Origin of the sequence: Amycolatopsis heterodermiae (genome assembly GCF_034929455.1) — a bacterium.
In the GTDB taxonomy this organism is placed as follows: Bacteria; Actinomycetota; Actinomycetes; order Mycobacteriales; family Pseudonocardiaceae; genus Amycolatopsis; species Amycolatopsis heterodermiae.
Genome location: NZ_JAYFSI010000006.1, coordinates 481,124 through 502,161, shown reverse-complemented (window position 1 = coordinate 502,161; position 21,038 = coordinate 481,124). Strand labels below are relative to the sequence as shown.

The following is a 21,038-nucleotide window of genomic DNA, read 5'->3' as shown; positions in this document are numbered from 1 at the left end:
AGCGCCCGGGGAGGCCGTCAGCGGCAGAGGCCGCGTTCGATCGCCAGCAGGCCGGCCTCGGTCCGGTGCGCGCAGCCGAGCTTCCGCACGACCTGCGCGACGAGTGCCCGCACCACCGGCCCCGGCAGCTCGAGCCGCGTCGCGATCTCGACGTTCGTCAGGGCGGAGCCGATGCCGACCAGCACCTCCCGCTCGCGCTCCGACAGCAGGTCCACCCGGGCCAGCCGTTCGTCGCGGGGGCCGGACAGGCGCGTCGCCGCGGAGACCAGGCGGCGGGAGGCGTCCGGGGAGAGCACCACGTGACCGTCGGCCGCCAGCCGGACCACCTTGATCAGCTCGTTGCGGCGGGCCGAGCGCAGCAGGAACCCCGCCGCACCGTCCCCCAGCGCGCGCAGGATCCCCGCCTCGGAGTCGAACGTGGCCAGCACGACCACCGCCGGGCGCCGGGAAACCGGGTCCAGCGGCGCCAGGCGCGGGTCCAGCAGCACCACGTCGGGCAGCCGCCGCCGGAGGGTGGCGCGGGTCGCCGTCGCGTCGCCGACCGAGCCGACCACCTCGATGCCGTCCGCCTCAGCGAGGATCCCGCTCAGGCGGTCCCGCACGCCGGGGTCGCGCTCGGCCACCATGACCCGGACCGGCGGCGGTGGGAGCATCCTCAGTCCTCGGGCTTGTCTTTGGGCCGCAGGCGGATCAGCGGCAGGTCGGTGCGCGACGCGCCGACCAGGTCGCGCCCGCCCGGACCGCGCAGCCGCAGCTCGCGGAACCGCACGGACGACAGCTGGGCGGCTTCGATCGGGTACACGTCACCGTAGCGCTTGATCTTGTCGACCAGCTCCTTGCCGAGCAGCTCGACGAGCCCGTTGTGCCGGCTCGCGCCACCGCCCAGCGGCACGTCGAGCTGGCGGCGCACCTCCGGGAACCGCTGGTCGAGCTCCACCGCAAGCTGGTGGATCGTCACGTAGGCGGGACCGAAGTCCCCCGCGTCCGGGCCCGGCGGAATCTCCTTCAGCACCTTGACGAGCTTGTCGTCCATCGCGAGCGTGTCCCACAGCGCCATGCTGCCCTGTCTTTCCGGTGATAGCGGCGTCGAAGCCGCTTCGGTCTACCAGAGGACCGGCACGCGGTCCACTCCCCCGGTGACCCGATTCACGCGGACCTCGAGTTCGTCGACGCCGACGGCCAGCCGCAGGCCGGGGAACCGGCGGAACAGCGAGCCGAACACCACCCGCAGCTCGGTGCGCGCGAGGCTGGCGCCGATGCAGAACCAGCCGCCGTAGGCGAAGGCGACGTGCCCGTTCGGCTTGCGGTCCGGGTCGAACGTCGCGGCGTCGGGGAACACCGACTCGTCGCGGTTGGCGGCCCCGAGCGACAAGACCATCGCATCGCCGCGGGCGATCGCCACGCCGCCGAGGTCGACGTCGTCGTGCGCGTACCGCAGGATGCCGAGCCCACCCGGCGCCGACATCCGGAGGATCTCCTCGACGACGCCGTGGACGCGGCCCTCGGGGTCGGCGACCAGCGCGTCGCGCCGCGCGAGGTCGGTGAGCAGGAACAACACGCCGAGGTCGATCCGGTTGGACGTCGTCTCGTGGCCGGCGAACAGCAGGCCGGCGGCGAGCCGGGCGAGGTCGTCGTCGCTGAACGACGGGTCGCCGGCCTGGGCGCGGACCATGTCCGACACGACGTCCTGGGCGGGATTGCGCCGCTTCGCCGCGGCGAGCCCGCCCATGTACTCCGCGAACTCGTCGAGCGCGGCGTCGGCGCCGGACCCGATGTCCGTGCGGCCCATCCGGTCCGAGAGCACCCGGAACTTGTCACGGTCCTCGTACGGGACGCCGAGCAGCTCGCAGATCACCAGCACCGGCAGCGGGAACGAGAGAACCTCGTGCAGGTCGACCGGCTCACCCGGGTTCTCGGCGTGGGCGCGGTCCATCGCGTCGAAGCAGCCGTCGGCCAGCTCCTGGACGTGGCCGGCCAGCCGCCGCATCCGGTTGGCGGAGAACGACGGGACCAGCATCTTCCGCATCCGGGCGTGCTCGGCGTGCTCGGTGTCGTGGTCACCCTGCGGCCGGCTGAGGATCGCCGCGTCCGACAAGGAGGACGCCTCTTCCGGCGCCGGGTGCGACCGGCCGAACCGCGGGTCCGACAGCACGGTCCGCACCTGGTCGAACCCGGTGACGAGCCACGCCGGGTCACCCACCGGCGTCGTCACGCGCACCACCGGCCCCTGGCGCCGCAGCACGTCGTAGAGCGGGGCGATCTCCAGGACGTTCGGCCGCGCGAACGGCAGGCGCGGGGTGTCCGTGGTCGCGGTCATCGAGGATCCTCCCGGGTGCGCGGCCGACGGCGCGAGCAGGCCGGCGACGGCCGCTCCCCCCGGTCCCAAGATCCACGGTACCCAGCCGGGCGGGCACCCCGCAGAATCGTTGCCCGTCCGGGCTAACCGGCTCGCACGAACACGACTTTTCCGGCAGCGCCTAGAGGAGCTTCCACGCCTGGGTCAGGGTGTCGCGCAGGATCTGCTCCATCTCGTCGAACTGGCGCCGGTCGCAGATCAGCGGCGGCGACAGCTGCACGACCGGCTCGGCGCGGTCGTCCGCTCGGCAGTAGAGCCCGGCTTCGAACAGCGCGTCGGACAGGTAACCGCGCAGCACGCGCTCGGATTCGGCGGCGCTGAACGTCTCCTTGGTCGCCTTGTCCTTGACCAGCTCGATGCCGTAGAAGAACCCCGCGCCGCGGACGTCACCGACGATCGGCAGGTCGGTCAGCTTGTCCAAAGTGGACCGGAACGCGGACTCGTTCGCCAGCACGTGGCCGTAGAGATCCTCGCGCTCCATCAGGTCGAGGTTGGCCAGCGCCACCGCGCAGGACACCGGGTGCCCGCCGTAGGTCGAGCCGTGCATGAACGTCGTGGCGCCGCGGGTGAACGGGTCCATCAGCCGCTCGCTCGCGAGCACCGCGCCCAGCGGCGCGTACCCGGACGTCAGGCCCTTCGCGGTGGTGATGATGTCCGGCTGGTAGCCGTAGCGCTTGGCGGCGAAGTCGTACCCGAGCCGGCCGAACGCGCAGATCACCTCGTCCGACACCAGGAGCACGTCGTGCTTGTCGCAGATCTCGCGCACGCGCTCGAAGTAGCCGGGCGGCGGGACGAAGCAGCCGCCGGTGTTCTGCACCGGCTCGAGGAACACCGCGGCGACGGTGTCCGCGCCCTCGAACTCGATGGCCTGCTCGATCTGGTCGGCGGCCCAGCGGCCGTAGGCGGCGTAGTCGTCGGCGTGCTCGGTGGCGCGGTAGAAGTTCGTGTTGGGCACGCGCATCGTGCTCGGCACCAGCGGCTCGAAGTCGGCCTTCGCGCCGGGGATGCCGGTGATCGACAGCGCGCCCTGGGACGTCCCGTGGTAGGCCAGCGCGCGGCTGATCACCTTGTGCTTGGTCGGTTTCCCGACGAGCTTGAAGTACTGCTTGGCGAGCTTCCAGGCCGTCTCGACCGATTCGCCGCCGCTCACGGTGAAGAACACGCGGTTGAGATCGCCGGGTGACGCGGCGGCCAGCCGCTCGGCCAGCTCGATCGCCGACGGGTGCGCGTGGCCCCACAGCGGGAAGTACGCGAGCTGCTTCGTCTGGCGCGCGGCAGCTTCGGCGAGCTCCTCACGGCCGTGGCCGACCTGGACCGCGAACAGTCCGGCGAGCCCGTCGAGGTAGCGCTTCCCGCGGGCGTCCCAGATGTAGGGGCCCTCGCCGCGCACGATCACCGGGACGTCGGTCTCGTCGAAGGCGGAGTGGCGGGTGAAGTGCATCCAGAGGTTGCTGCGAGCGGACTGGGCGAGGCTCGCGGCGTCGGCGGTGGCGGCCGGCTCGGCGGTAGTGGTCATGGCTCGGTTATCGCACGCGCCGTCAAGGTTACGCAAGCGATCCAGTCGCCGAAACAATCGTTAACAACTAATTCATGGCAGAGTTGCCGATCACTGCTTCGGATTTAGTCGTCACGGTCAGCGAGTGCCCCACTGGTAGGTCTGCTTCCGCAGCTTGAGGTAGACCATCGCCTCCGCGTGCCGGACGCCCGGCAGCGCGCGGATCCGGGTGGAGATCAGCTCGAGCAGCGCCTCGTCGTCGGCACAGACCGCCTCGCAGAGCACGTCGTAGCGCCCGGCGCAGAGGATCACGTACGCGATTTCGTCCATTTCGGCCAGTGCGTCGCCGACCGGCTCGAGCGGACCGTCCACCGTGATCGCGATCATCGCCTGCCGGAACAGCCCGACCTGCAAGGGATCCGAGACGGCGACGATCTGGATGACGCCGGAGTCCGACAGCCGCTGCACCCGCTGGCGCACCGCGGCCTCGGACAGGCCGACGGCCTTGCCGATCGTCGCGTACGCGCGCCGGCCGTCCTCCTGCAGTTGCGCGATGATCTGCCGCGAGATGTCGTCGAGCACCGGCGGCGCGGGCCGGTTCGGGGTGTCCTGGCTGCTCACGCCCGGGATCATCCCTGACGCGGGCGACCGCAGGCAAACGCGGCGAATCGATCACGGATGGTCACCGAATGCGAAGGCTTTGCGCACTCGGGACAACGGATTTAGTCGTCTTTGCGGCGTTGACAACACCGAAACCCTTGCTGTTCCATCCGTCGCACCTTGCCCCGGCCGGAGGGAACGCCCATGCCCCGCACCCCAGCCCCGCCCGAGGCCGCCACGGCCACCGCACCCGCCGGACCCCGCACGCTGACCCGCTCCATCGGCGTCGGCGGCGGCACCCTGCTCACGCTCAGCTGCGTGACACCGGCGTCCTCCCTGTTCGTCTTGGTGCCGCCGCTGTTCGGCGAACTCGGCACCGGCACCGCGCTCACCATCACCCTCGCCGTGCTGCTCTGCGTCGGCGTCGCCTTCTGCTACTCCGAGCTGGGCACGCTGGTTCCCAGCGCCGGCGGCGAATACGCGATGGTCACCACGGTCGCGAACCGGTTCGCCGGCTGGATGACGTTCATGCTGTCGTTCGTCGTCATCCTCGTCGTCCCGCCGATCATCGCCATCGGCGTCTCGGACTACCTCGCCGCGGTCGTCGACATCAACCCCTCGGTGGCGGGTGCGGCCGTGATGCTCGCGGCGACCGTGATGGGCCTGCTCAACCTGCGCTCCAACGCCTGGATCACCGGGATCTTCCTGGTCATCGAACTGGTCGCGATCTTCGTCGTGTCGCTGCTGGCCTTCACGCACACCTCACAGAGCCCGGCCGTTCTGGTCAAGCCGACCCTCGGCGGCGGGGGCACGATCGGCCTGATCGCGGTGATCGCCGGGCTCGCCGTCGCACTGTTCGTCGTGCAGGGCTTCAGCACCGCCGTCTACCTCGCCGAGGAGATGCGCGAGCCGCGCCGGACCGTCGCGCGGACGGTGTTCTGGACGCTCGGCATCAGCGCGCTCGTCATCCTGGTGCCGGTCGTCGCGATCACGCTCGCCGTGCCGGACGCCGCTTCGCTCGCCGGGCTCGACCTGACCGCGCTGGTCGTCGGCTGGAGCAACACCGCCGTCGGCGCCGCGATCAGCCTCTGCATCGCAGCGGCGATCGTCAACGCCGTGATCGTCATGGTCATCCAGAACTCGCGGGTGCTGTTCTCCTCGGCCCGCGACCGCGCGTGGCCGGAACCGGTCAACCGCGCGATGAGCGTGGTCGGGCGCCGCTACGGGTCGCCGTGGGTGGCGACGCTGGTGACCGGGCTGTCCGAGGCCGTCCTGTGCTTCGTGCCGGTGGACACGCTGAACGGCGTGACCGGGGTCGCCGTCGTCGCGCTCTACCTGAGCGTCGCGGCCGCCGCGCTCGGCGCCCGCCGGGCCGCGCACCGGAAGCCGCACGTCTGGCGGATGCCGGCGTGGCCGGTCGTGCCGGTGCTCGCCGTCGCCGCGCTGCTCTACATCCTGGTCGAGCAGAGTGCCCTCGACCTGGGCATCACGGCCGGTGTGCTGCTGGTTTCGGCGCTGTATTGGTGGGGCTACCTGCGCCGGCGTCCCGGCCGGTGGGTCGTGACGGTGCCGCAGGAGTAGGTCACCGCTTCGGGCCGCCGCGCAGGAACCGGATGCCGACGACGATCACGGCCAGCAGGCCGACGACGGCGACCGCGATCCAGATCCAGCCCGGCAGGCTCCCGGTGTCCACGGTGACGGCGGCGGTCAGGAAGCGGCTCGGGATCATTCGGACATCCTGCCCTATCCGGTGCGTGCAGTGTTCGTGTCCACCTGTGCAGCGGTGGGGGTGCCGCTGGTCTCCGCGCCGGGCATTGGTCAAGATGGACGCCTGGGTGGCGAGGGAAGGACCTCCATGGCGACAGTGCGCGACGAGGCCGACGCGCGGCGGCAGCTGCGCGCGGAGCACCAGCGGGAGAAGCAGGAGGAGCACGGACCCCGGGAGAAGGCCTCGGGCGTCGACCGGCCGACGGGTGGCGGCTCGGCCGCGCTCGTGGCCGACGGCGGTGACGTGCTCGCGCTGGACTACGCCGAGATCGCGGCCGCGCAGAAGGCCCTCGACGACCGGTACCAGGAGGTCGCCGGCTACCTCGACAGCGCCCGTGACCTGGGCACCCCGCTGGCCGACGGCAAGGGTCCCGTCTCGCACTGGATGCGCGCGTCGTTCGGGCTGCGCGGCGGCGCCGAGGCCGGCGGCGTCCAGACGGCGCTGCAGTCGTACCTGACCGAGCTGGCCTCGCTGCGGCAGGCGCTCGACACCGTCGCCGCGACCCACCGGCGCAACGACGAGCAGGCCGCCGAGACGCTCGCGGGGGCGCAGGATGCCTGAATTCCACTCCACGCACCACGAGCCGACCAAGCGTGAGAAGGCCAAGGCGCGGCGCGTCCGTCGCGAGAAGGCCGTCAACAACCAGGAAGACACCTTCGGGAAGATCAACTGGGACAGCTACGACCACCGCGAGCTGTGGGACATGGTGCAGTCGGCCGAGCCGCCGAAGCTCGGGGAGCAGGCGCACCGCTGGGCCGAGCTCGCCGAGGGCGTCGGCAACGCCACCGACGACGTCCACGCGGTGGTGCAGAAGCTGCTGCTGTCGTGGCGCGGGCCGTCGGCCGCGCAGGCCGCGGACTCGGTGCAGCGGCTGACGGGCTGGGCGTCGACGGCGGGCGAGAACGCCCGGCACATCGGCGACGGCCTGGACACCTACACCTCGGCGATCGGCGAGGCCCAGAAGAGGATGCCGGAACCGGTGCACTACTGGGCCGAGCGGTGGTTCAAGGAGGGCTACGCGGTCAAGCGGCTGGACGGGCCCGAGGGCACGTACATGCTGGACCAGCTGCTCGACGACAAGCTCCCGACGAAGAAGCAGGCCGACGACGCGAAGGCCGAAGCGGTCCGGGTGATGGAGCAGTACGAGGGCGCAAGCCACGACGTGCGCCACCGCCTCCCACCCGCCTTCGACGCGGCGCCGCAGGTGAGCGCCGTCGACGGGGACCCGGTGGTGCCGCGTGTGCCGCCTTCTCCTTCTCCCACGCCCACGCCCACACCCACGCCTTCGCCGTCGCCTTCTCCTGGGCCCGGCTCCTCGCCCGACGATTCGACGACGACGGCGGGGGTACTGCCGGGCACGCTCACCGGCTCGGGCCCCGGCCTGGCTGGACTCTCCGGCCTGTCCGGTTTGCCCGGAGTCGACGGAGTGATCGGCGCGGGCAGCTCCGTCCCCGGCTTCGCGGGCGTCCCGGGCATGCCGGGCGGCACCGGAGCACTCGGCGAGGGCACGGGGACGGGCGCGGGCCGCTTGGGCACCGGAACGTCCGGCTTCGGCCCCGGAACCAGCGGAACCCGCGGCGCGGCAGGCGGCTACGGCATGTACCCACCGGGCAACCAGGGCGGCGCACGAGGCGAGGAGGACACGGAGCACCGAGACAAGTACGCCAACGGCTACGACTTGCTCGACGACCTGCCCCCAGCCTACCCCCCGGTGTTCGGCGAATGACGGGCTTCCAAGCCGACCCAGCGGCCCTGAACGCCCTGGCCCGCCGCCTGGAGGAGACAGCCGAGGACTTCGCAACAGCCTCAGCCGACGTGGACTCGACCACAACCGGCGACCTGGGTCCACGGGCGGTGACGGCAGCACTCACGTCGCTGACCGCGGAATGGTCCGGAAGGATAAGAGCCGTGCAGACGGACTACGCGGCAGCAGCGGAAAGCGTCCGCACGGCCGCGAAGGCCTACAGCGGTGCGGACACGAGCGCAGCAGAGGTCCTCGGCCGCATCGCCGGACCGGACGACCACGGCCTCGGTCGAACCCCGTCTCGGCCCCCTGCCCCAGGCCGGTTCGGCCAGTCCATAGTCGACGATTCCGGCCGAGCCGATGGCTGAGCCCCAGGGCCGCGAGTCCGCCCGGGCCAACCTCCGCCCCAGCCAACCGCCGACCGAACCGGCCGGCCCGACGGCCGAGCCCCAAGGCCACGAGTTTGCCTCGGCCACCGCGCCGGCGAACCTGCGCCCAGCCGACCACCGACCGAACCGGCCGGGCGGATCGCTAAGCCCCAGGGTCACGAGTTCGCCCCGGCCACGGCTGGCCCACTCCCCAGCCGGGCCGATGGCTGAGCCCCAGGGCCACGAGTCCGCTCCGGCCAACCCCACACCCAGCCGGATCACCGACCGAACCGGCCGAGTCCATGGCTGAGTTCCAGGGTCTCGGCTTCGACCCCGTCCCCGGCAGCGCCGATGCCGTCGCCGAAGCGGCGCGTAGCTGTTCAGCGGCCGCCGCCAAGCTCGGTGACGCGCCCACCCCCGGCGAGATCCCCGAGTGGGCCGGCCCCTCCGCGCAGGCCCTGGCCGACCGCGCCGGACGCACCCGTGCCGGCCTCGCCGCCGTGCCCGGGGCACTCCGCGAAGCCGCCGCCGTGCTCGACGGCTGGGCCGGGGTCCTCGCCGCGCACCGCCGCCAGGCCGAAGACCTCGACAACCAGGCCGTCACCGCTCGGCGCAAGCTCGTCGACGCCCAGGACGACGTCGAACGCGCCCAGACGACCGTCCAGTTTTCCCCTGGTACAGAAGCAGAACTGACCGCAGCTCACGATAACCTCGCGGCCGTACAACGAGAACTCGACCAAATCCTCGACCAAGCCCGCGACCTCGAACGCGCCCACACAACCGAAGCAACCCGCGTCGCCGAGCGGCTGCGGGCCCTCGGCGACGGCGCCCCGCTCCTCGCCACACCCGATTTCCGAAGCCTGGCAACACATCTCGACACCTTCTCCCGAGCCGGACGCGATCTCGGCGTCATCGTCGCGCGGACCCCGGTCACCCCGCCCTCCGGCGCCGTCGGCGCGTTCACCGCGGCTCTGGGTGGCCGGTGAAACTGCCCGCCGTGCCGGGGATCAGCCCGGTGAGCCTGGCCTCGGTCGAGCGCACGACCGCCGAGCTCCACGCACTCATGGTGCGCCTGCGCGGCCCCGACGCCGCCCGCGACCTCGGCCTCGAAGCGGCCGCCGTGCAGTCCGCCGAGATCGCCCACGAACAGCGGGCCGGCCTGCTCGCGCTGGTCGAGCACCGCGACGCCGACCCGGCCCTGCTCATCGCCGGGATCGTCCCGGTCGACGGCCCGCTCGACGAGACGGCCGCCGCGGACCTCGGCCATTTCGTCGCCGACCAGACCCCCGGCATCCGCGAGGTCAGCAGCGCGCGCACCGGCCGCGGCTACCCGGTGGTGATCGTCGAGCGGATCGGTCTCGCGGGCGCGCAGCTGCAGGCCGTCGTGCTCGACCCGGACCGTCCGCGCGCCGCGGTGTTCACCCTGCACTCCCCCGGCGGCCGCGGCTGGCTGGAGGTCGCGGGGCTGGCCGGGACGCTCGTCGCGGGCGTCGACCTGACGCCGGCGGAACCCCGCGCCGAGGCGAGGCGCTGATGCGTCAGCCCCGCAGGGCCTGCTCCCGGAACTCGCGCGGCGTCCGGCCGGTCGCGCGGCGGAACGTCCGCGAGAAGTGCGGCGCGCTGACGAACCCGCAGTCGCGCGCGATCTCCGCGATGCCGCGGCCCGCTTTCGCCGGGTCGGTCAGCAGCGTCTTGGCCCGCTCGATCCGTAGTCCCTTCAGCCGTTCCGAGACGCCCTGGCCGTCGTCGAACAGCTGGTACAGCCGCCGTCGCGAGATGTACAGCGCTTCGGCGATCTTGTCCGCGCTCAGCGACTGCTCACCCAGGTGCGCGCGCATGTACTCGAGCGCTTCCCGCCTTCGCGCCGCGAGCGCGTCGACCCGGTCCAGCTCGACGCGCAGCGCGCTGCGCAGCACCAGCTCGGCGAGCCCGAGCAGGTGGTGGGCCAGGCCGTGCGGATCGAGCCGCGGCCCCGCGGCCAGGACGTGCGCGACCGCGCCGGCGAACAGCGACCGCAGCGGCGCGTCCACCTCGACCGGCCGGAACATCAGCGGCCGCAGCTCGGCGAACGAGATCGACAGCCTCGCCGCCGCGACGGTCAGCATCACGACACCGGACGGCTGCAGGTGCAGGGTCGCGTCGGCGAACGTCAGCTTGGCCCCGGATTCGGCGACCGCCCGCGGGACCGGGCAGCGCAGCAGCAGCTGGACGCTCTCGGGCGCGGCCGGGCCCCCGAGAATGGCCGCGCGGGCGGCCGCGGCACCGGAAGCACGGACGACGAGGTACCCGGTCGCGGGTACGTCGACTGAGTGCGGCTCGGCCATCGGCACCATCGTGCCCGACGGCGGCCGCATCCCACGGGAAGGGGGACCATGGCGCGGCGTACCGCGACGGCGTCGGGAGTGATCCTGTCGCATCTGGAATTCGATCTCCTCTGGGAGGACCTGGGGCCGGGCGGGCCGCCGCCGTACCCGTTCGACGTGCCGGCGCACGGCGCCACCCACGCCGAGCGCGACGACCTGGGCGTGCGCGTCTTCGCCGGGCTCACCGAGGCCGGTCTCACCGACGGCGACGACGTCGATCCGGCGCTGGCGGACCTGTTCGTGCTGCTGGGGGCGCCCGCGCTGAGCGTGGACGCGCTGGTGCTCGGGGAGGCGCCGTGGCGGCTGCTCGCCGCCGTCCAGGGCCCGGCCGGGGTGCTGGCGGTGCTGGACGAGCGGGACCTGGTGCTGGAGCCGCTGCGCGCCGCCGACCTCGTGCCGGCGGTGACGCGCATGCTGGGCACGCAGCCGCCGGGCCCGGGTGACCAGCTGCGGCTGCCGCGCGCGGCGTACTCGGCGGCGATGGACGCCTACGCGCAGGCCGGGTACGACGCGTTCGAGCGGGCGCTGGGCGCGGCCGGGATCACCGGCCGCGCCGTCCGGCCGCTGGCGACCCTGGTCACGGCCGAGCGGTACGCCGCGGGCCAGCTGGCCGCGACCGGCCCGGCGGGCCGGACCCCGGTGCTCGCCTGGTTCGACACGGCGGCGGGCCGCTACGCCGTGACGCCGGAGAACGCGGGCGGCGAACCGTGGGTGATGGTGACCCCGGCCGACGACGCCTGGTTCGCCGACCGCGTCACCCGCCTGACCGACGACGCCCGGTAGCGCATCCCCGGCCGGGTCAGGTGGCCCATTTCGACGGGGTGAACGAGTCCTCTTCGGGCACCGGGCGCGCCAGCCGCACGGGCCGGGTTTCCGGCCCCCAGGCCTGCTCCGCGTACGGCTCGCCGGACCGGACCGGCCGTGTCTCCGGGCCCCACTCCCGCTCGGCGGGCAGCAGCTCCCCCAGCACCTCGCGGCCCTGCCGCAGCGCGTCGGCCGCGGCCTCGGCCGCCAGCCGCTTCACCACTGCCGACAGCTCCCCCGGCGAGCGGTTCAGCGCCCACCGGTCGAACCTCAGGTCCACCAGGGACCCGTGCAGGTCCACCACCACCGAGACACCGTCGGCGGCCGCGGCGGCGCGGATCGACGCCAGCCGGGCACCGTAGCCCGGGTCGGGCGCCGCGAAGGCGTCGTCGGCCAGTTCCACGGCCGTGCGCTCGGCGCTCATTGGGCTCGCCAGCTTTCGGGCGTCGTCTCTTCGGCCGTCTCCCCGGGCGTGTTCAGGCCGAGCGCGTCCAGGTCGCCTTCGGGAAGGGTGTGGAGGAGTGACGCCGTGGCGCGGGCCGACGCGGCCGCGGTGAGCAGCAGGATCCGGCGCGCCAGCTCGTCCGGCTCGAGCCGCAGCGCCGACACCTCGAGCGTCAGCTCCTGCAGCGCCCCGCCGGGCGCGACCTCCACGGCGACCGTCCGGTCGGCGGCTTTTCCGGTGATCACGGGTGGACCCCTCCGTAGAACGTCGACGACGAGAGCGTGTGCGTGTTCCGGCGGACGGCGTCCCCGGAGTTGCCCTCGATCATCGTGACCTTGTCGCCCTCGACCTTCTCGACGATGCCGATGTGCGTGCTCGTCGACGTGTTCTGCGGGCCGGTGCCGAAGATCAGCACGTCACCCGGGCGCGCGTCGTGCAGCGAGTTCTTGCCGTACGCGTGCCCGTTCTCCTGGCCCCAGTGGTAGACGTCGCCACTGAACGGCAGGATCGGGATCTTCACGCCGGCCTTGCGCCACATCGCCGTCGCGAACGACGAGCACCACGCGGCGGTCGGCCCGTACGGGTTCTTGTTGCTGCCCGGCGGGTTCTCGCGGACGCCGAGCTGCGTGCGCGCCGCGTGGACGACGTCCTTGCCCTTGGCGGACGCCTTGCTCGTGCCGCCGCCGTGGGGCTTTTTGGCATGTGCGGCAACGGCTTTGTCCATGACGCCGTCGTGCGTCAGGTCCTTCCGCAGCGCCTGCAGCTTCTTCGCCGCCGCCTTCAGCTCGGCGTCGACGTGCCGCAGCGTGGACGCCGACTGCCGCGTGTAGTGCGGCGCGAGGTCGGCGGCGTGCCCGACGGCCCGCATCAGCGCGGCCTGCGTCCCGGCGGACGTGCCGGCGTCGAGGACCTGCTTGGCCTTGGCGGTGTACTCCTCGACGAGCCGCTGCACGGCCGTGTGCCCGGCGTCCACTGTGGACGCCACGTGCGCGACGACCTTCTCGGCCGCCGCCCCCGCGGCGCCGGTCACCTTCAGCTCCTTCGTCAGCTTCGCGCTGTTGTGCTTGAAGCCGTCGGAACCGTGGCCGTCCCAGTGGCCCAGGACGGTGCTGCTTTCCTTGTGGTAGGCGGCGTGCTGGTCGTCCAGGGAGGCCGCCACCCGGTTGAGGGCGTATTCGGCGCGGATGGCGTCCTCGGCCTTCCCGGCGAGCTTGTTGCGGTGCGCGATGAGGTCCTGCGCGAACGAGTGCGCGAGCGCGGTGGTGTCCATGTCAGCTCCGTCGGGCGTGTTCGTCGAGGGCGGCGGCGGTGGCCGTCTCGTGGTCGCGGTAGGACTTGGCGGCCTTCTGCGCGGCGGTCGCGAGCCCCGTGGCGTGCGTGCCGACGCCCTTGACCTGCTTCTGCAGGGCCAGCCCGAAGCCGGCGAGCGCGTCGGCGAACCCGGACTCCTTGCCGATCCTGCCGAAGCTGTCCCCGGCGATGTCCCGGACGTCACCGAGGTGCCCGCCCGCGCCACCCAGCGCGTCGGCGACGCCGTGGGTGCGCTTGACGTAGGCGTGCAGCACCGCGTCGTCCACGCGGAGCGCGCCACTCGAGGTCCCCGCGGACTGCGGCTTGCCGTGGTGCTTCGTGACGTCCTGGGCGGCCTTGCGCGCCGCGGCCAGGTGGTCCTTGTAGGCGCCGTTCGTGTACGTCGACCAGGGCGTGAAGTCGTGGCCGTCGCTCGAGATGTCCTTCGCGACCCGGGCGTTCGTGTCCGGGTCGAACAGCGCGTCGTTCGACTTCAGGTGGTACTGGTGGCGCCGGTCCGGGCCGAGCGCGCCCAGCATGTTGATCTGCCAGAGGCCGTAGGAGTTGTCCGGCGGGGTCGCGTTGTGCGCGGTCGTGCGCCCGCCGGACTCGGCCAGCGCGACGGCGACCGCGGTGGTCAGGCCCTGGCCGCGGAACCCGGCGTCGTAGGCGTGCCGGGCGATCTGCTCGGCGCTCAGCTTGGTCATGGTTCGACCTTGACCGTCCGGGTACCCGCCGCGGTAGCCGGGCTGCACGCAGGGACACGCCGGTTGCACGCCCGGCTCAACCTTCGAGGCCCTTCACCCGTACTGGTCTGCGGACGCACGACAACGAGGAGACGACGGATGCGCAGCACGCGGGCGGTGGCCCTGCTGGGGTTCCTGCTGGTCACGGCGGCCTGCGCCGCGCCGAGGGAGACGACGCCCAGCCTGATCGCGGAGCCTTCGACGCTCCCGCCGACCACCTCGGCGACCCCGACGCCGGCCACCACCACGCCGCCGCCGTCGCCGCCCTGCGACGTCAAGACCGGCGCGTGCGTGAGCCTGTCGCAGCACCTGGCCTGGCTGCTGCGCGATGGCCACGTGGTGCGCGGCCCGGTCCCGGCCGGGTTCGGCCCGCCGGACCAGGCGACGCCGGCCGGGTCGTTCCACGTCGTCTGGAAGGACCGCGACCACCACAGCAGCATCTACGGCACGAACATGCCCAACTCGGTGTTCTTCGCCGCCGGCGGCATCGCGTTCCATGCCGGGCCCCTGGACGCGCCGTCCCACGGCTGCGTGCACCTGTCCGACACGGACTCGGCGGCGTTCTTCGACGGGCTCGGCGTCGGCGACGCGGTGCAGGTCCGGGCCTGAGCCGCGGGGTACGGTGATCCGTGCCCGCCACCCCCCACGCCGACGTCGTCCTGAAGCTGCGCGCCGCCGGCTGCGTGTTCGCCGAAGACGAGGCGGACCTGCTGCTCGCCGCCGCGACCACGGACGCCGAGCTCGACGAGCTGGTCGAGCGCCGCGTCGCGGGCCTCCCCCTGGAGCACCTGCTCGGCTGGGCGGAGTTCCACGGCCTGCGGATCACCGTGGCGCCCGGGGTGTTCGTGCCGCGGCGCCGCACGGAGTTCCTGGTCGACGTCGCCGTCGCGCTGGCTCCCCCGAAGCCGGTCGTGCTCGACCTGTGCTGCGGGTCCGGCGCGCTCGGGGCCGCGTTCGCCGCCGCTCGCCGTCCGGCCGAGCTGCACGCCACCGACGTCGAGCCGGCGGCCGTCGAGTGCGCCCGCGTCAACGTGCCCGGCGAGGTGTACCTGGGCGATCTCTACGACGCCCTGCCGGCTTCCCTGCGCGGCCGCGTCGACGTGCTGCTGGCGAACGTGCCGTACGTGCCGTCGGACGCCGTCGCGACCATGCCGCCGGAGGCTCGGCTGCACGAACCGCTGTCCGCGCTCGACGGCGGCGCGGACGGCCTCGACCTCGCCCGGAGGGTGGCCGCGGGTGCTCCGGACTGGCTCGCCCCGGGCGGCGTGCTGCTGATCGAATCGAGTGAGCGGCAGGCTCCCGTCGCCGGGGAAATTTTCGCCGCGGCCGGACTGTCACCGCGGGTGCACAATTCCGCGGAACTGGGTGCCACCGTCGTGAGCGGAACCGCCTCGAACGTGTGATTGCCTCATAGGGCAACACTTTCCGTTCACTCCTTCGTCGGAGTGACCCCGCCGATCGGGCTGCGCTAGCGTGACAGCCCTTGTCCGTGAATCGATTTCCGGATCGGCAGAAATGGGGAGTAATGCCTTTTCGAAGAAGGCTCGGTGGCGCGCTCGGAATCGTGGCCGTGCTGTTCTCGATCATTCCGGGCGTCGCGCACGCGGCGCCCGACCGGTCGGTCGGCGTCTTCCGCGCCGTCCCCGCCGCCACCGCGGCGCAGGCCCAGCAGCTTTCGGGCCTCGACCAGAACGTCCCGACCCCGGTGACGTTCGACGAATGCCACAAGGACATCAAGAACGGCTACTGGACGAAGAACCGGTTCGCCAGCTGCACCATCACGGACATGACCTACCAGCGTTTCGCCTGTCCCGAGGCGGGCTGCGCGGTCATCGGCACGGCCTGGGCGCGGGTCATCTCGACCAGCAACCTCCTGCCCGCACAACGGCGTCTCGAGGTCGCGACGCGGATGGTCGGCTGGTCGCTGACCGGCGTGGTCACCGACGCGATGAGGTTCGGCGTCTCGATGAGCTGCGGCCCGCGGTACACCACCGGCACCGCGCACTGCGACGACGCGAGCGCGCAGGTGCTCAAGAGCGTCGCGGACTGGCGGGCGCAGTCCGACGAGACGCACGTGTTCACCATGGAGGGCACGGATCCCGCCTCCCCCGCCGACTCGCCGTCGGTGCAGGCCGAGCAGCGCACCTGGTACGTCGGCGAGCGGCACCTGGTCGCCGAGGAGACCGGTGACCGGACGACGCTCGTGACGGGCGCGCACAGCGCGTACCTCCGCTGCGACATCGCCCGCCAGCTGGACCCGGCGTACGCGGCGGGCAGCGACTGCGCGTTCGGGTTCCAGCCGCTCTACATCCTGGACAACTCCGCGACGTCCGGCTTCACGGCGTCGGCCACGCTGGTCCGGAACGCGATGACCAGCTTCTCGAACACCTATCCCGGCCTCCGGCAGGGCCACTTCGTCCCGGGCAACCCCGGCTACCAGGGCACCGGCGCGAACCGGACGTACCCGGTCACGCGGCTGCACTACGACACGGCGGCCCAGGCGGCCCACCGCACGACCGCCGAGCTGGCCTGCACCCAGCACTGGGGCCCGGGCTACGCGACCCGGCCGGACGGGCTGGTCAACGCCTGCGCGGCCTACCCGTTCGACACCACCTACGACGGCGCGACGCTGCCCACGCCGGGCGTCGACCGCGGCGCGTCCTACGCGGTCCAGCCGGTACTGAGCGGTGATTACCAGGCACTGCTGGCGAACGTCCGGCAGTTCCTCGTCGCGAACCACCTGCTCGACGGGGACGGCTACTGGGTCTACCCGTACGCGTGACAAACTCGATCTCACGTTTCGGCGTCGTGGGCGTCTACAAGGTGTGATCGTGAAACCGTTCGAGCAAGTCGTGGCCGAGCACGGGCCGATGGTCCTCCGGGTCTGCCGGGCCGTGCTCGGCCCCGCCGACGCCGAAGACGCCTGGTCGGAGACCTTCCTCTCGGCGCTGAAGGCGTACCCCGAGCTGCCCGCCGACGCGAACGTCCAGGCGTGGCTCGTCACGATCGCGCACCGCAAGGCCATCGACGTCACCCGCGCCCAAGCACGTAGCCCGGTCCCGGTCGGCGAAGTCCCAGACCGGCCCGGACGAGCCGAGGAATGGGACGGCGACCTGTGGAACGCGCTGGCGAAGCTGCCGGACAAGCAGCGCGCCGCCGTCGCCTACCACTACCTGGCCGGGCTGCCCTACCGCGAGATCGCGGAGATCACCGGGGGCACCACGGACGCCGCCCGCCGGGCGGCCGCCGACGGCGTCAAGGCCCTGCGGGCCACCTACCCCGTGAGCTTGGAAGGAGCGCACTCATGACGGACATCTTCGCGTCGCTTCCGATGGACATCGAACTCAACCCGGACCACCTGCACGAGCGGCTGGTCGCCGACGCGGAGCGTGAGGGTCTGCTGGACCTCGCCTACCGCACGGTCGACTCCCCGGTCGGCCCCCTGCTGCTCGCCGCAACGGACCGCGGCCTGGTCAAGGTGGCCTTCGACCGCCAGGACCACGACGCGGTCCTGGCCGCCCTGGCGTCGACGATCAGCCCCCGCATCCTCCGGGCCCCGTCCCGCCTGGACCCGGTGGCCCGCCAGCTGGACGAGTACTTCACCGGCGGCCGCCGCGCGTTCGACGTCCCCCTGGACTTCCGCCTGGCCCGCGGCTTCCGCCTGTCGGTCCTGGAACACCTCCCGGACATCGGCTACGGCCACACGGAAAGCTACGCCCAGGTGGCCGCGGCCGCAGGAAGCCCGAAGGCAGTCCGAGCAGTAGGCACGGCGTGCGCGATGAACCCCTTGCCGCTGGTGGTCCCCTGCCACCGAGTGGTCCGCTCGGACGGCTCGTACGGCCAGTACGCGGGAGGCGAGGACGCCAAGCGAACCCTGCTGACGATGGAAGCGGCCTGAGTTTCGGGTCGATCGAGCCGGACCTCGCGAGCAACGACCCCCTCACGCGAGTCCCAGCCCCAATCACTCGACTCTCGCCTCTGACCACACAGGTCTCTGCCCCCGATCGCGGGACTTCCGGCCCAGCCTCGCGAGTCCGACCCCAACCACACGAACCGCGGCGCGGATCAGCCGAGTCCCACCCCTGAGCACACAGGTATCTGGCCCGCCGATCGCTGGACTTCCGACCCAGTCACGCGAGTCCCGACCCCAACTGCATGAGCCGCAGCCCCGATCACCCGAGTCCCGCCCCTGAGCACCAGCTCTGCCCCTGATCGCGGAAAGACCGCCCCAGGTCATACAAGCCGCAGCCCAGATCACGAGTCGCACCGCCGCGGGCGGAGTCCGGTCCTGGACACACGAGCCCCCGACCACAACCACATCAATCACCACCCCACTCACGCTGATTCCGATCCTGACCACGTGAGTTTCGGCTCTGATCACGCGAATCACGGCCCTCATCACGCAAGCCCCGTCCCACTCACCCCAATCCGGCCCCAACGACACGAGTCCCGGCCCCGATCACCGGTTCCACCCCTGAAAACGCAGGTTCTGCCGCTGTTAACACGAGCCCCAGCCCTGGCCGCACAGGCCTGCCTCTGCTCGCGGAGTCCGGCCCTGGTCACACGAGTCACGGCTCGGATCACGCCAATTCCGAGCCTGATCACGCGAGTTACGGCTCTGATCACGCGAATCCCGGCCTCAACGACTCACATCCCTCAACACGCAAGACCCGCCCACTCAAGCCAATCCGGCCCCAGCCACGCGAGCCCCGACTCCACCACGTGCGTCCAGCTTCCAGACAGGCCCGGAAACCTCGCCACCACCCGGCGAAAAACCCCGATCTCACGTTTCGCCCCGCCCACGCGTCTACCTGATATGAGCACTTTCGAGAAGCGCGTCGCCTCGGCTGACTGGGCCGCGGTCACCACCGAGGTCGACGACTACGGCTGCGCGTTGCTGCCGCGGCTGCTCACGCCCGCGGAGTGCGCGAAACTCGTCGCGCTCTGGGATGAACCCGAGCGCTTCCGGGCGACGGTGAACCTGCGGCGGCACCGGTTCGGGGACCACGGCGACTACCACTACTTCGCCGAGCCGTTCCCGGAACCGGTCCACGCGCTGCAGCAGGCGCTCTACCCGCGGCTGCTGCCGATCGCGCGGGACTGGGCAGCCCGGCTCGGCCGGGACGCCGAGTGGCCCGACACCCTCGACGAGTGGCTGGCGATCTGCCACGACGCCGGCCAGGCCCGGCCGACACCGATCCTGCTGCGCTACCAAGAGGGCGGCTGGAACGCCCTGCACCGCGACCTCTACGGCGACAAGGTCTTCCCGCTGCAGGTGGTGATCAACCTGAACGACCCGGGCACCGACCACACCGGCGGCGAGTTCCTCCTGGTCGAGCAGCGGCCGCGGGCGCAGTCCCGTGGCACGGCGACGCTCATCCCCCAGGGCCACGGCCTGGTGTTCACCACCCGCGACCGCCCCGTCCGCTCGGCCCGCGGCTGGTCGGCGTCCCCGGTGCGCCACGGCGTCTCGGCCGTCCGCTCGGGGCGCCGCCACACGCTCGGCCTCGTCTTCCACGACGCGGCATGACCGACGAGGAACTCAAGGCGGTGATGCGCATGCTGGGGAAAGCTCGGCACATCGTGATCGGCACCGCGGCCGACACCGTGTCACGGGCGGACGGCGAGCGGATCGCCGAAGCGTGGGGCGGGCTGGTCCTGGCGACGGTGACCTGGCCGGAGACGGCGGCGTCGTGGCTGCGTCAGGCCCGCCGGTTCGCGGCACCCGACCCGGACGTCTGGGTCGTCAGCGCGACCCCGGCCGGCTGGGCCGGAATGGCCCGGCGGCTGGCGGCCTCGACGTCGTGGAGTCCATATCGGACGGTGGTCACGGCCGCCCTCGAAGAATGTCCGTTGCCCGGCCTGCGTGGCGTGCGGGCGGACGGCAGTAGTTGGGAGAACTGATGAAACACGCGATCATCGACTCGCCGATCGGCGAACTCACCCTGGTCGGCGACGACGACGGCACCGTCGTCACCGGCCTGTACTTCCCGCACCACTGGACGCGACCGGACCGGACGACGTTCGGCGAGCGTGACGACACGGCGTTCCCGGAAGCCGTCCGGCAGCTGAAGGAGTACTTCGCCGGTCAGCGCACGGAGTTCGACGTCCCGACGCGCGCCGAGGGTGACCAGTTCCAGCGGGACGTCTGGGCCGCGATCGACCAGATCCCGTACGGCGAGACGGCCACGTACGGCGACCTCGCGAAGGCCGTCGGCGGGCTGCCGCACGAAGTGGGCGCGGCGGTCGGGCGCAACCCACTGAGCATCCTGGTGGCGTGCCACCGCGTCGTCGGGAAGAACGGCAAGCTCACCGGGTACGCGGGCGGCCTGAAGCGCAAGGAGTTCCTGCTGGACCTGGAACGCCCGCCGGCCGAGGACAGGGGGCAGCTCTGGTGATCAGACGCGGCTGAGCAGCATCGTCGCGCCGAGGCCGGTCATCGTCACGGCGATGAGGACGTCGAGGGCGCGCCACGCCGCCGGCCGGGCGAACACCCCGGCCAGGCGGCGGGCGCCGAACCCCAGCGCGCTGAACCAGACGGCGCTGGCGATGCAGGCACCGAAGCCGAAGAGCCAGCGTCCGTCGCCGTGGGCGACCGCGATCGAGCCGAGCAGCAGCACGGTGTCGAGGTAGACGTGCGGGTTGAGCCAGGTGAAGCCGATGCAGGTGAGGACGGCTTTGCGCAGCGGCGTGCGCTCTTCGCCGACGTTCATCACCGACGGCCGGAACGCCCGCCGCGCGGCCAGCGCGCCGTAGCCGAGCAGGAACAGGCCGCCGCCCACGGCGATCACGCCGATCGCGGTCGGCCACCGGCCGAGGACGGCGCCGAGGCCGCTGACCCCGAGGCCGATCAGGACCAGGTCGGACACGGCGCAGATGACGACGAGGGGCACCACGGCGCCGCCGCGCAGGCCCTGTTGCAGCAGGAAGGCGTTCTGTGAGCCGATCGCGACGATGAGGGACAGGCCGGTACCGAACCCGGCCAGCAGAAGAGCGAGCACGACACCGACGTTAGGGGGCGACCGCTGTATTACTCCAGCTAAAGATTCTTACGTAACA

The 21,038-nt window shown here is 72.2% G+C and carries 27 protein-coding genes; 15 read left to right on the top strand and 12 right to left on the bottom strand.

The genetic code is table 11. The features are described from left to right. Positions 1-17 precede the first annotated feature (17 nt). The 5 genes from VA596_RS27400 to VA596_RS27380 form a co-directional block, all read right to left on the bottom strand. The gene (locus tag VA596_RS27400; RefSeq protein ID WP_323331036.1) at positions 18-653 is read right to left on the bottom strand and encodes a response regulator transcription factor; all 636 of its coding nucleotides are present in this window, start codon (positions 651-653) and stop codon (positions 18-20) included. Between the two features lie 2 nt (positions 654-655). Next, on the bottom strand, positions 656-1,057 hold the full coding sequence (locus tag VA596_RS27395) for a hypothetical protein (protein ID WP_323331035.1): 402 nt from the start codon (positions 1,055-1,057) through the stop codon (positions 656-658). Positions 1,058-1,102: 45 nt separating this feature from the next. After that, entirely contained in the window at positions 1,103-2,317 is a 1,215-nt protein-coding gene (locus tag VA596_RS27390; RefSeq protein ID WP_323331034.1) for a cytochrome P450, read from the bottom strand. 160 nt (positions 2,318-2,477) lie between these two features. Continuing rightward, a complete protein-coding gene (locus VA596_RS27385) occupies positions 2,478-3,872 on the bottom strand; it encodes an aspartate aminotransferase family protein (protein WP_323331033.1) in 1,395 nt (464 codons plus the stop codon). Positions 3,873-3,989: 117 nt separating this feature from the next. Further along, positions 3,990-4,484: an Lrp/AsnC family transcriptional regulator gene (locus VA596_RS27380; RefSeq protein WP_410171930.1), complete on the bottom strand. Its 495-nt coding sequence runs from the start codon at positions 4,482-4,484 to the stop codon at positions 3,990-3,992. A gap of 171 nt (positions 4,485-4,655) precedes the next feature. On the opposite strand from VA596_RS27380, the gene VA596_RS27375 reads away from it, so the two are divergent. Then, a complete protein-coding gene (locus VA596_RS27375; protein WP_323331031.1) occupies positions 4,656-6,032 on the top strand; it encodes an APC family permease in 1,377 nt (458 codons plus the stop codon). 1 nt (position 6,033) lies between these two features. Here the strand turns inward: VA596_RS27375 and VA596_RS27370 are convergent, their stop codons facing one another. Next, positions 6,034-6,180: a hypothetical protein gene (locus tag VA596_RS27370; protein WP_323331030.1), complete on the bottom strand. Its 147-nt coding sequence runs from the start codon at positions 6,178-6,180 to the stop codon at positions 6,034-6,036. A 126-nt stretch (positions 6,181-6,306) separates the two neighbouring features. On the opposite strand from VA596_RS27370, the gene VA596_RS27365 reads away from it, so the two are divergent. The 5 genes from VA596_RS27365 (at position 6,307) to VA596_RS27350 (ending at position 9,865) form a co-directional block, all read left to right on the top strand. Further along, the gene (locus tag VA596_RS27365) at positions 6,307-6,780 is read left to right on the top strand and encodes a hypothetical protein (RefSeq protein ID WP_323331029.1); all 474 of its coding nucleotides are present in this window, start codon (positions 6,307-6,309) and stop codon (positions 6,778-6,780) included. Further along, on the top strand, positions 6,773-7,945 hold the full coding sequence (locus VA596_RS27360; protein WP_323331028.1) for a PPE domain-containing protein: 1,173 nt from the start codon (positions 6,773-6,775) through the stop codon (positions 7,943-7,945). The genes VA596_RS27365 and VA596_RS27360 overlap by 8 nt, the downstream gene beginning before the upstream one ends. Then, positions 7,942-8,331 carry a type VII secretion target gene (locus VA596_RS50710; RefSeq protein WP_410171929.1) on the top strand — a complete coding sequence of 130 codons (390 nt, stop codon included), beginning with the start codon at positions 7,942-7,944 and terminating at the stop codon, positions 8,329-8,331. The genes VA596_RS27360 and VA596_RS50710 overlap by 4 nt, the downstream gene beginning before the upstream one ends. A gap of 302 nt (positions 8,332-8,633) precedes the next feature. Beyond that, positions 8,634-9,317, top strand: a complete 684-nt coding sequence (locus VA596_RS27355) for a hypothetical protein (protein ID WP_323331027.1) — start codon at positions 8,634-8,636, stop codon at positions 9,315-9,317. Continuing rightward, positions 9,314-9,865 carry a hypothetical protein gene (locus VA596_RS27350; RefSeq protein ID WP_323331026.1) on the top strand — a complete coding sequence of 184 codons (552 nt, stop codon included), beginning with the start codon at positions 9,314-9,316 and terminating at the stop codon, positions 9,863-9,865. The genes VA596_RS27355 and VA596_RS27350 overlap by 4 nt, the downstream gene beginning before the upstream one ends. A 4-nt stretch (positions 9,866-9,869) precedes the next feature. On the opposite strand, the gene VA596_RS27345 is transcribed toward VA596_RS27350, so the two are convergent. After that, positions 9,870-10,655 (bottom strand): helix-turn-helix transcriptional regulator, encoded by a 786-nt coding sequence (locus VA596_RS27345; protein WP_323331025.1) that lies wholly within the window; start codon positions 10,653-10,655, stop codon positions 9,870-9,872. Positions 10,656-10,703: 48 nt separating this feature from the next. Between VA596_RS27345 and VA596_RS27340 the strand changes: the two genes are divergently transcribed. After that, entirely contained in the window at positions 10,704-11,477 is a 774-nt protein-coding gene (locus tag VA596_RS27340; RefSeq protein ID WP_323331024.1) for an ESX secretion-associated protein EspG, read from the top strand. A gap of 16 nt (positions 11,478-11,493) precedes the next feature. On the opposite strand, the gene VA596_RS27335 is transcribed toward VA596_RS27340, so the two are convergent. Genes VA596_RS27335 through VA596_RS27320 form a run of 4 tightly spaced genes read right to left on the bottom strand, consistent with a single transcriptional unit; the run spans position 11,494 to position 13,940 of the window. Further along, complete coding sequence (locus VA596_RS27335; RefSeq protein WP_323331023.1) at positions 11,494-11,922, bottom strand: hypothetical protein; 429 nt, start codon at positions 11,920-11,922, stop codon at positions 11,494-11,496. Further along, positions 11,919-12,188 carry a YbaB/EbfC family DNA-binding protein gene (locus VA596_RS27330; protein WP_323331022.1) on the bottom strand — a complete coding sequence of 90 codons (270 nt, stop codon included), beginning with the start codon at positions 12,186-12,188 and terminating at the stop codon, positions 11,919-11,921. The genes VA596_RS27335 and VA596_RS27330 overlap by 4 nt, the downstream gene beginning before the upstream one ends. After that, positions 12,185-13,213, bottom strand: a complete 1,029-nt coding sequence (locus tag VA596_RS27325) for a CHAP domain-containing protein (RefSeq protein WP_323331021.1) — start codon at positions 13,211-13,213, stop codon at positions 12,185-12,187. The genes VA596_RS27330 and VA596_RS27325 overlap by 4 nt, the downstream gene beginning before the upstream one ends. A 1-nt stretch (position 13,214) precedes the next feature. Next, positions 13,215-13,940, bottom strand: a complete 726-nt coding sequence (locus tag VA596_RS27320) for a transglycosylase SLT domain-containing protein (protein WP_323331020.1) — start codon at positions 13,938-13,940, stop codon at positions 13,215-13,217. A gap of 138 nt (positions 13,941-14,078) precedes the next feature. On the opposite strand from VA596_RS27320, the gene VA596_RS27315 reads away from it, so the two are divergent. From VA596_RS27315 to VA596_RS27280, 8 genes are all read left to right on the top strand, one after another. Continuing rightward, positions 14,079-14,588, top strand: a complete 510-nt coding sequence (locus tag VA596_RS27315; protein ID WP_323331019.1) for a L,D-transpeptidase — start codon at positions 14,079-14,081, stop codon at positions 14,586-14,588. Positions 14,589-14,608: 20 nt separating this feature from the next. Further along, positions 14,609-15,382, top strand: coding sequence for a putative protein N(5)-glutamine methyltransferase (locus VA596_RS27310; protein WP_323331018.1), 774 nt, complete (start codon positions 14,609-14,611; stop codon positions 15,380-15,382). Positions 15,383-15,543: 161 nt separating this feature from the next. Then, positions 15,544-16,761: a transporter gene (locus VA596_RS27305; RefSeq protein WP_323331017.1), complete on the top strand. Its 1,218-nt coding sequence runs from the start codon at positions 15,544-15,546 to the stop codon at positions 16,759-16,761. 43 nt (positions 16,762-16,804) lie between these two features. Continuing rightward, entirely contained in the window at positions 16,805-17,287 is a 483-nt protein-coding gene (locus VA596_RS27300) for an RNA polymerase sigma factor (protein ID WP_323331016.1), read from the top strand. Further along, positions 17,284-17,877, top strand: a complete 594-nt coding sequence (locus VA596_RS27295) for a methylated-DNA--[protein]-cysteine S-methyltransferase (RefSeq protein ID WP_323331015.1) — start codon at positions 17,284-17,286, stop codon at positions 17,875-17,877. The genes VA596_RS27300 and VA596_RS27295 overlap by 4 nt, the downstream gene beginning before the upstream one ends. Positions 17,878-18,795: 918 nt before the next feature. Then, positions 18,796-19,509 (top strand): 2OG-Fe(II) oxygenase, encoded by a 714-nt coding sequence (locus VA596_RS27290; protein ID WP_323331014.1) that lies wholly within the window; start codon positions 18,796-18,798, stop codon positions 19,507-19,509. Continuing rightward, on the top strand, positions 19,506-19,883 hold the full coding sequence (locus VA596_RS27285; RefSeq protein WP_323331013.1) for a hypothetical protein: 378 nt from the start codon (positions 19,506-19,508) through the stop codon (positions 19,881-19,883). The genes VA596_RS27290 and VA596_RS27285 overlap by 4 nt, the downstream gene beginning before the upstream one ends. Further along, entirely contained in the window at positions 19,883-20,377 is a 495-nt protein-coding gene (locus tag VA596_RS27280; protein ID WP_323331012.1) for a methylated-DNA--[protein]-cysteine S-methyltransferase, read from the top strand. Before VA596_RS27285 ends, VA596_RS27280 begins: the two co-directional genes overlap by 1 nt. Here VA596_RS27280 and VA596_RS27275 read toward each other — a convergent pair whose 3' ends face one another. After that, positions 20,378-20,980, bottom strand: a complete 603-nt coding sequence (locus tag VA596_RS27275) for a LysE/ArgO family amino acid transporter (RefSeq protein ID WP_323331011.1) — start codon at positions 20,978-20,980, stop codon at positions 20,378-20,380. Positions 20,981-21,038: the final 58 nt, after the last annotated feature.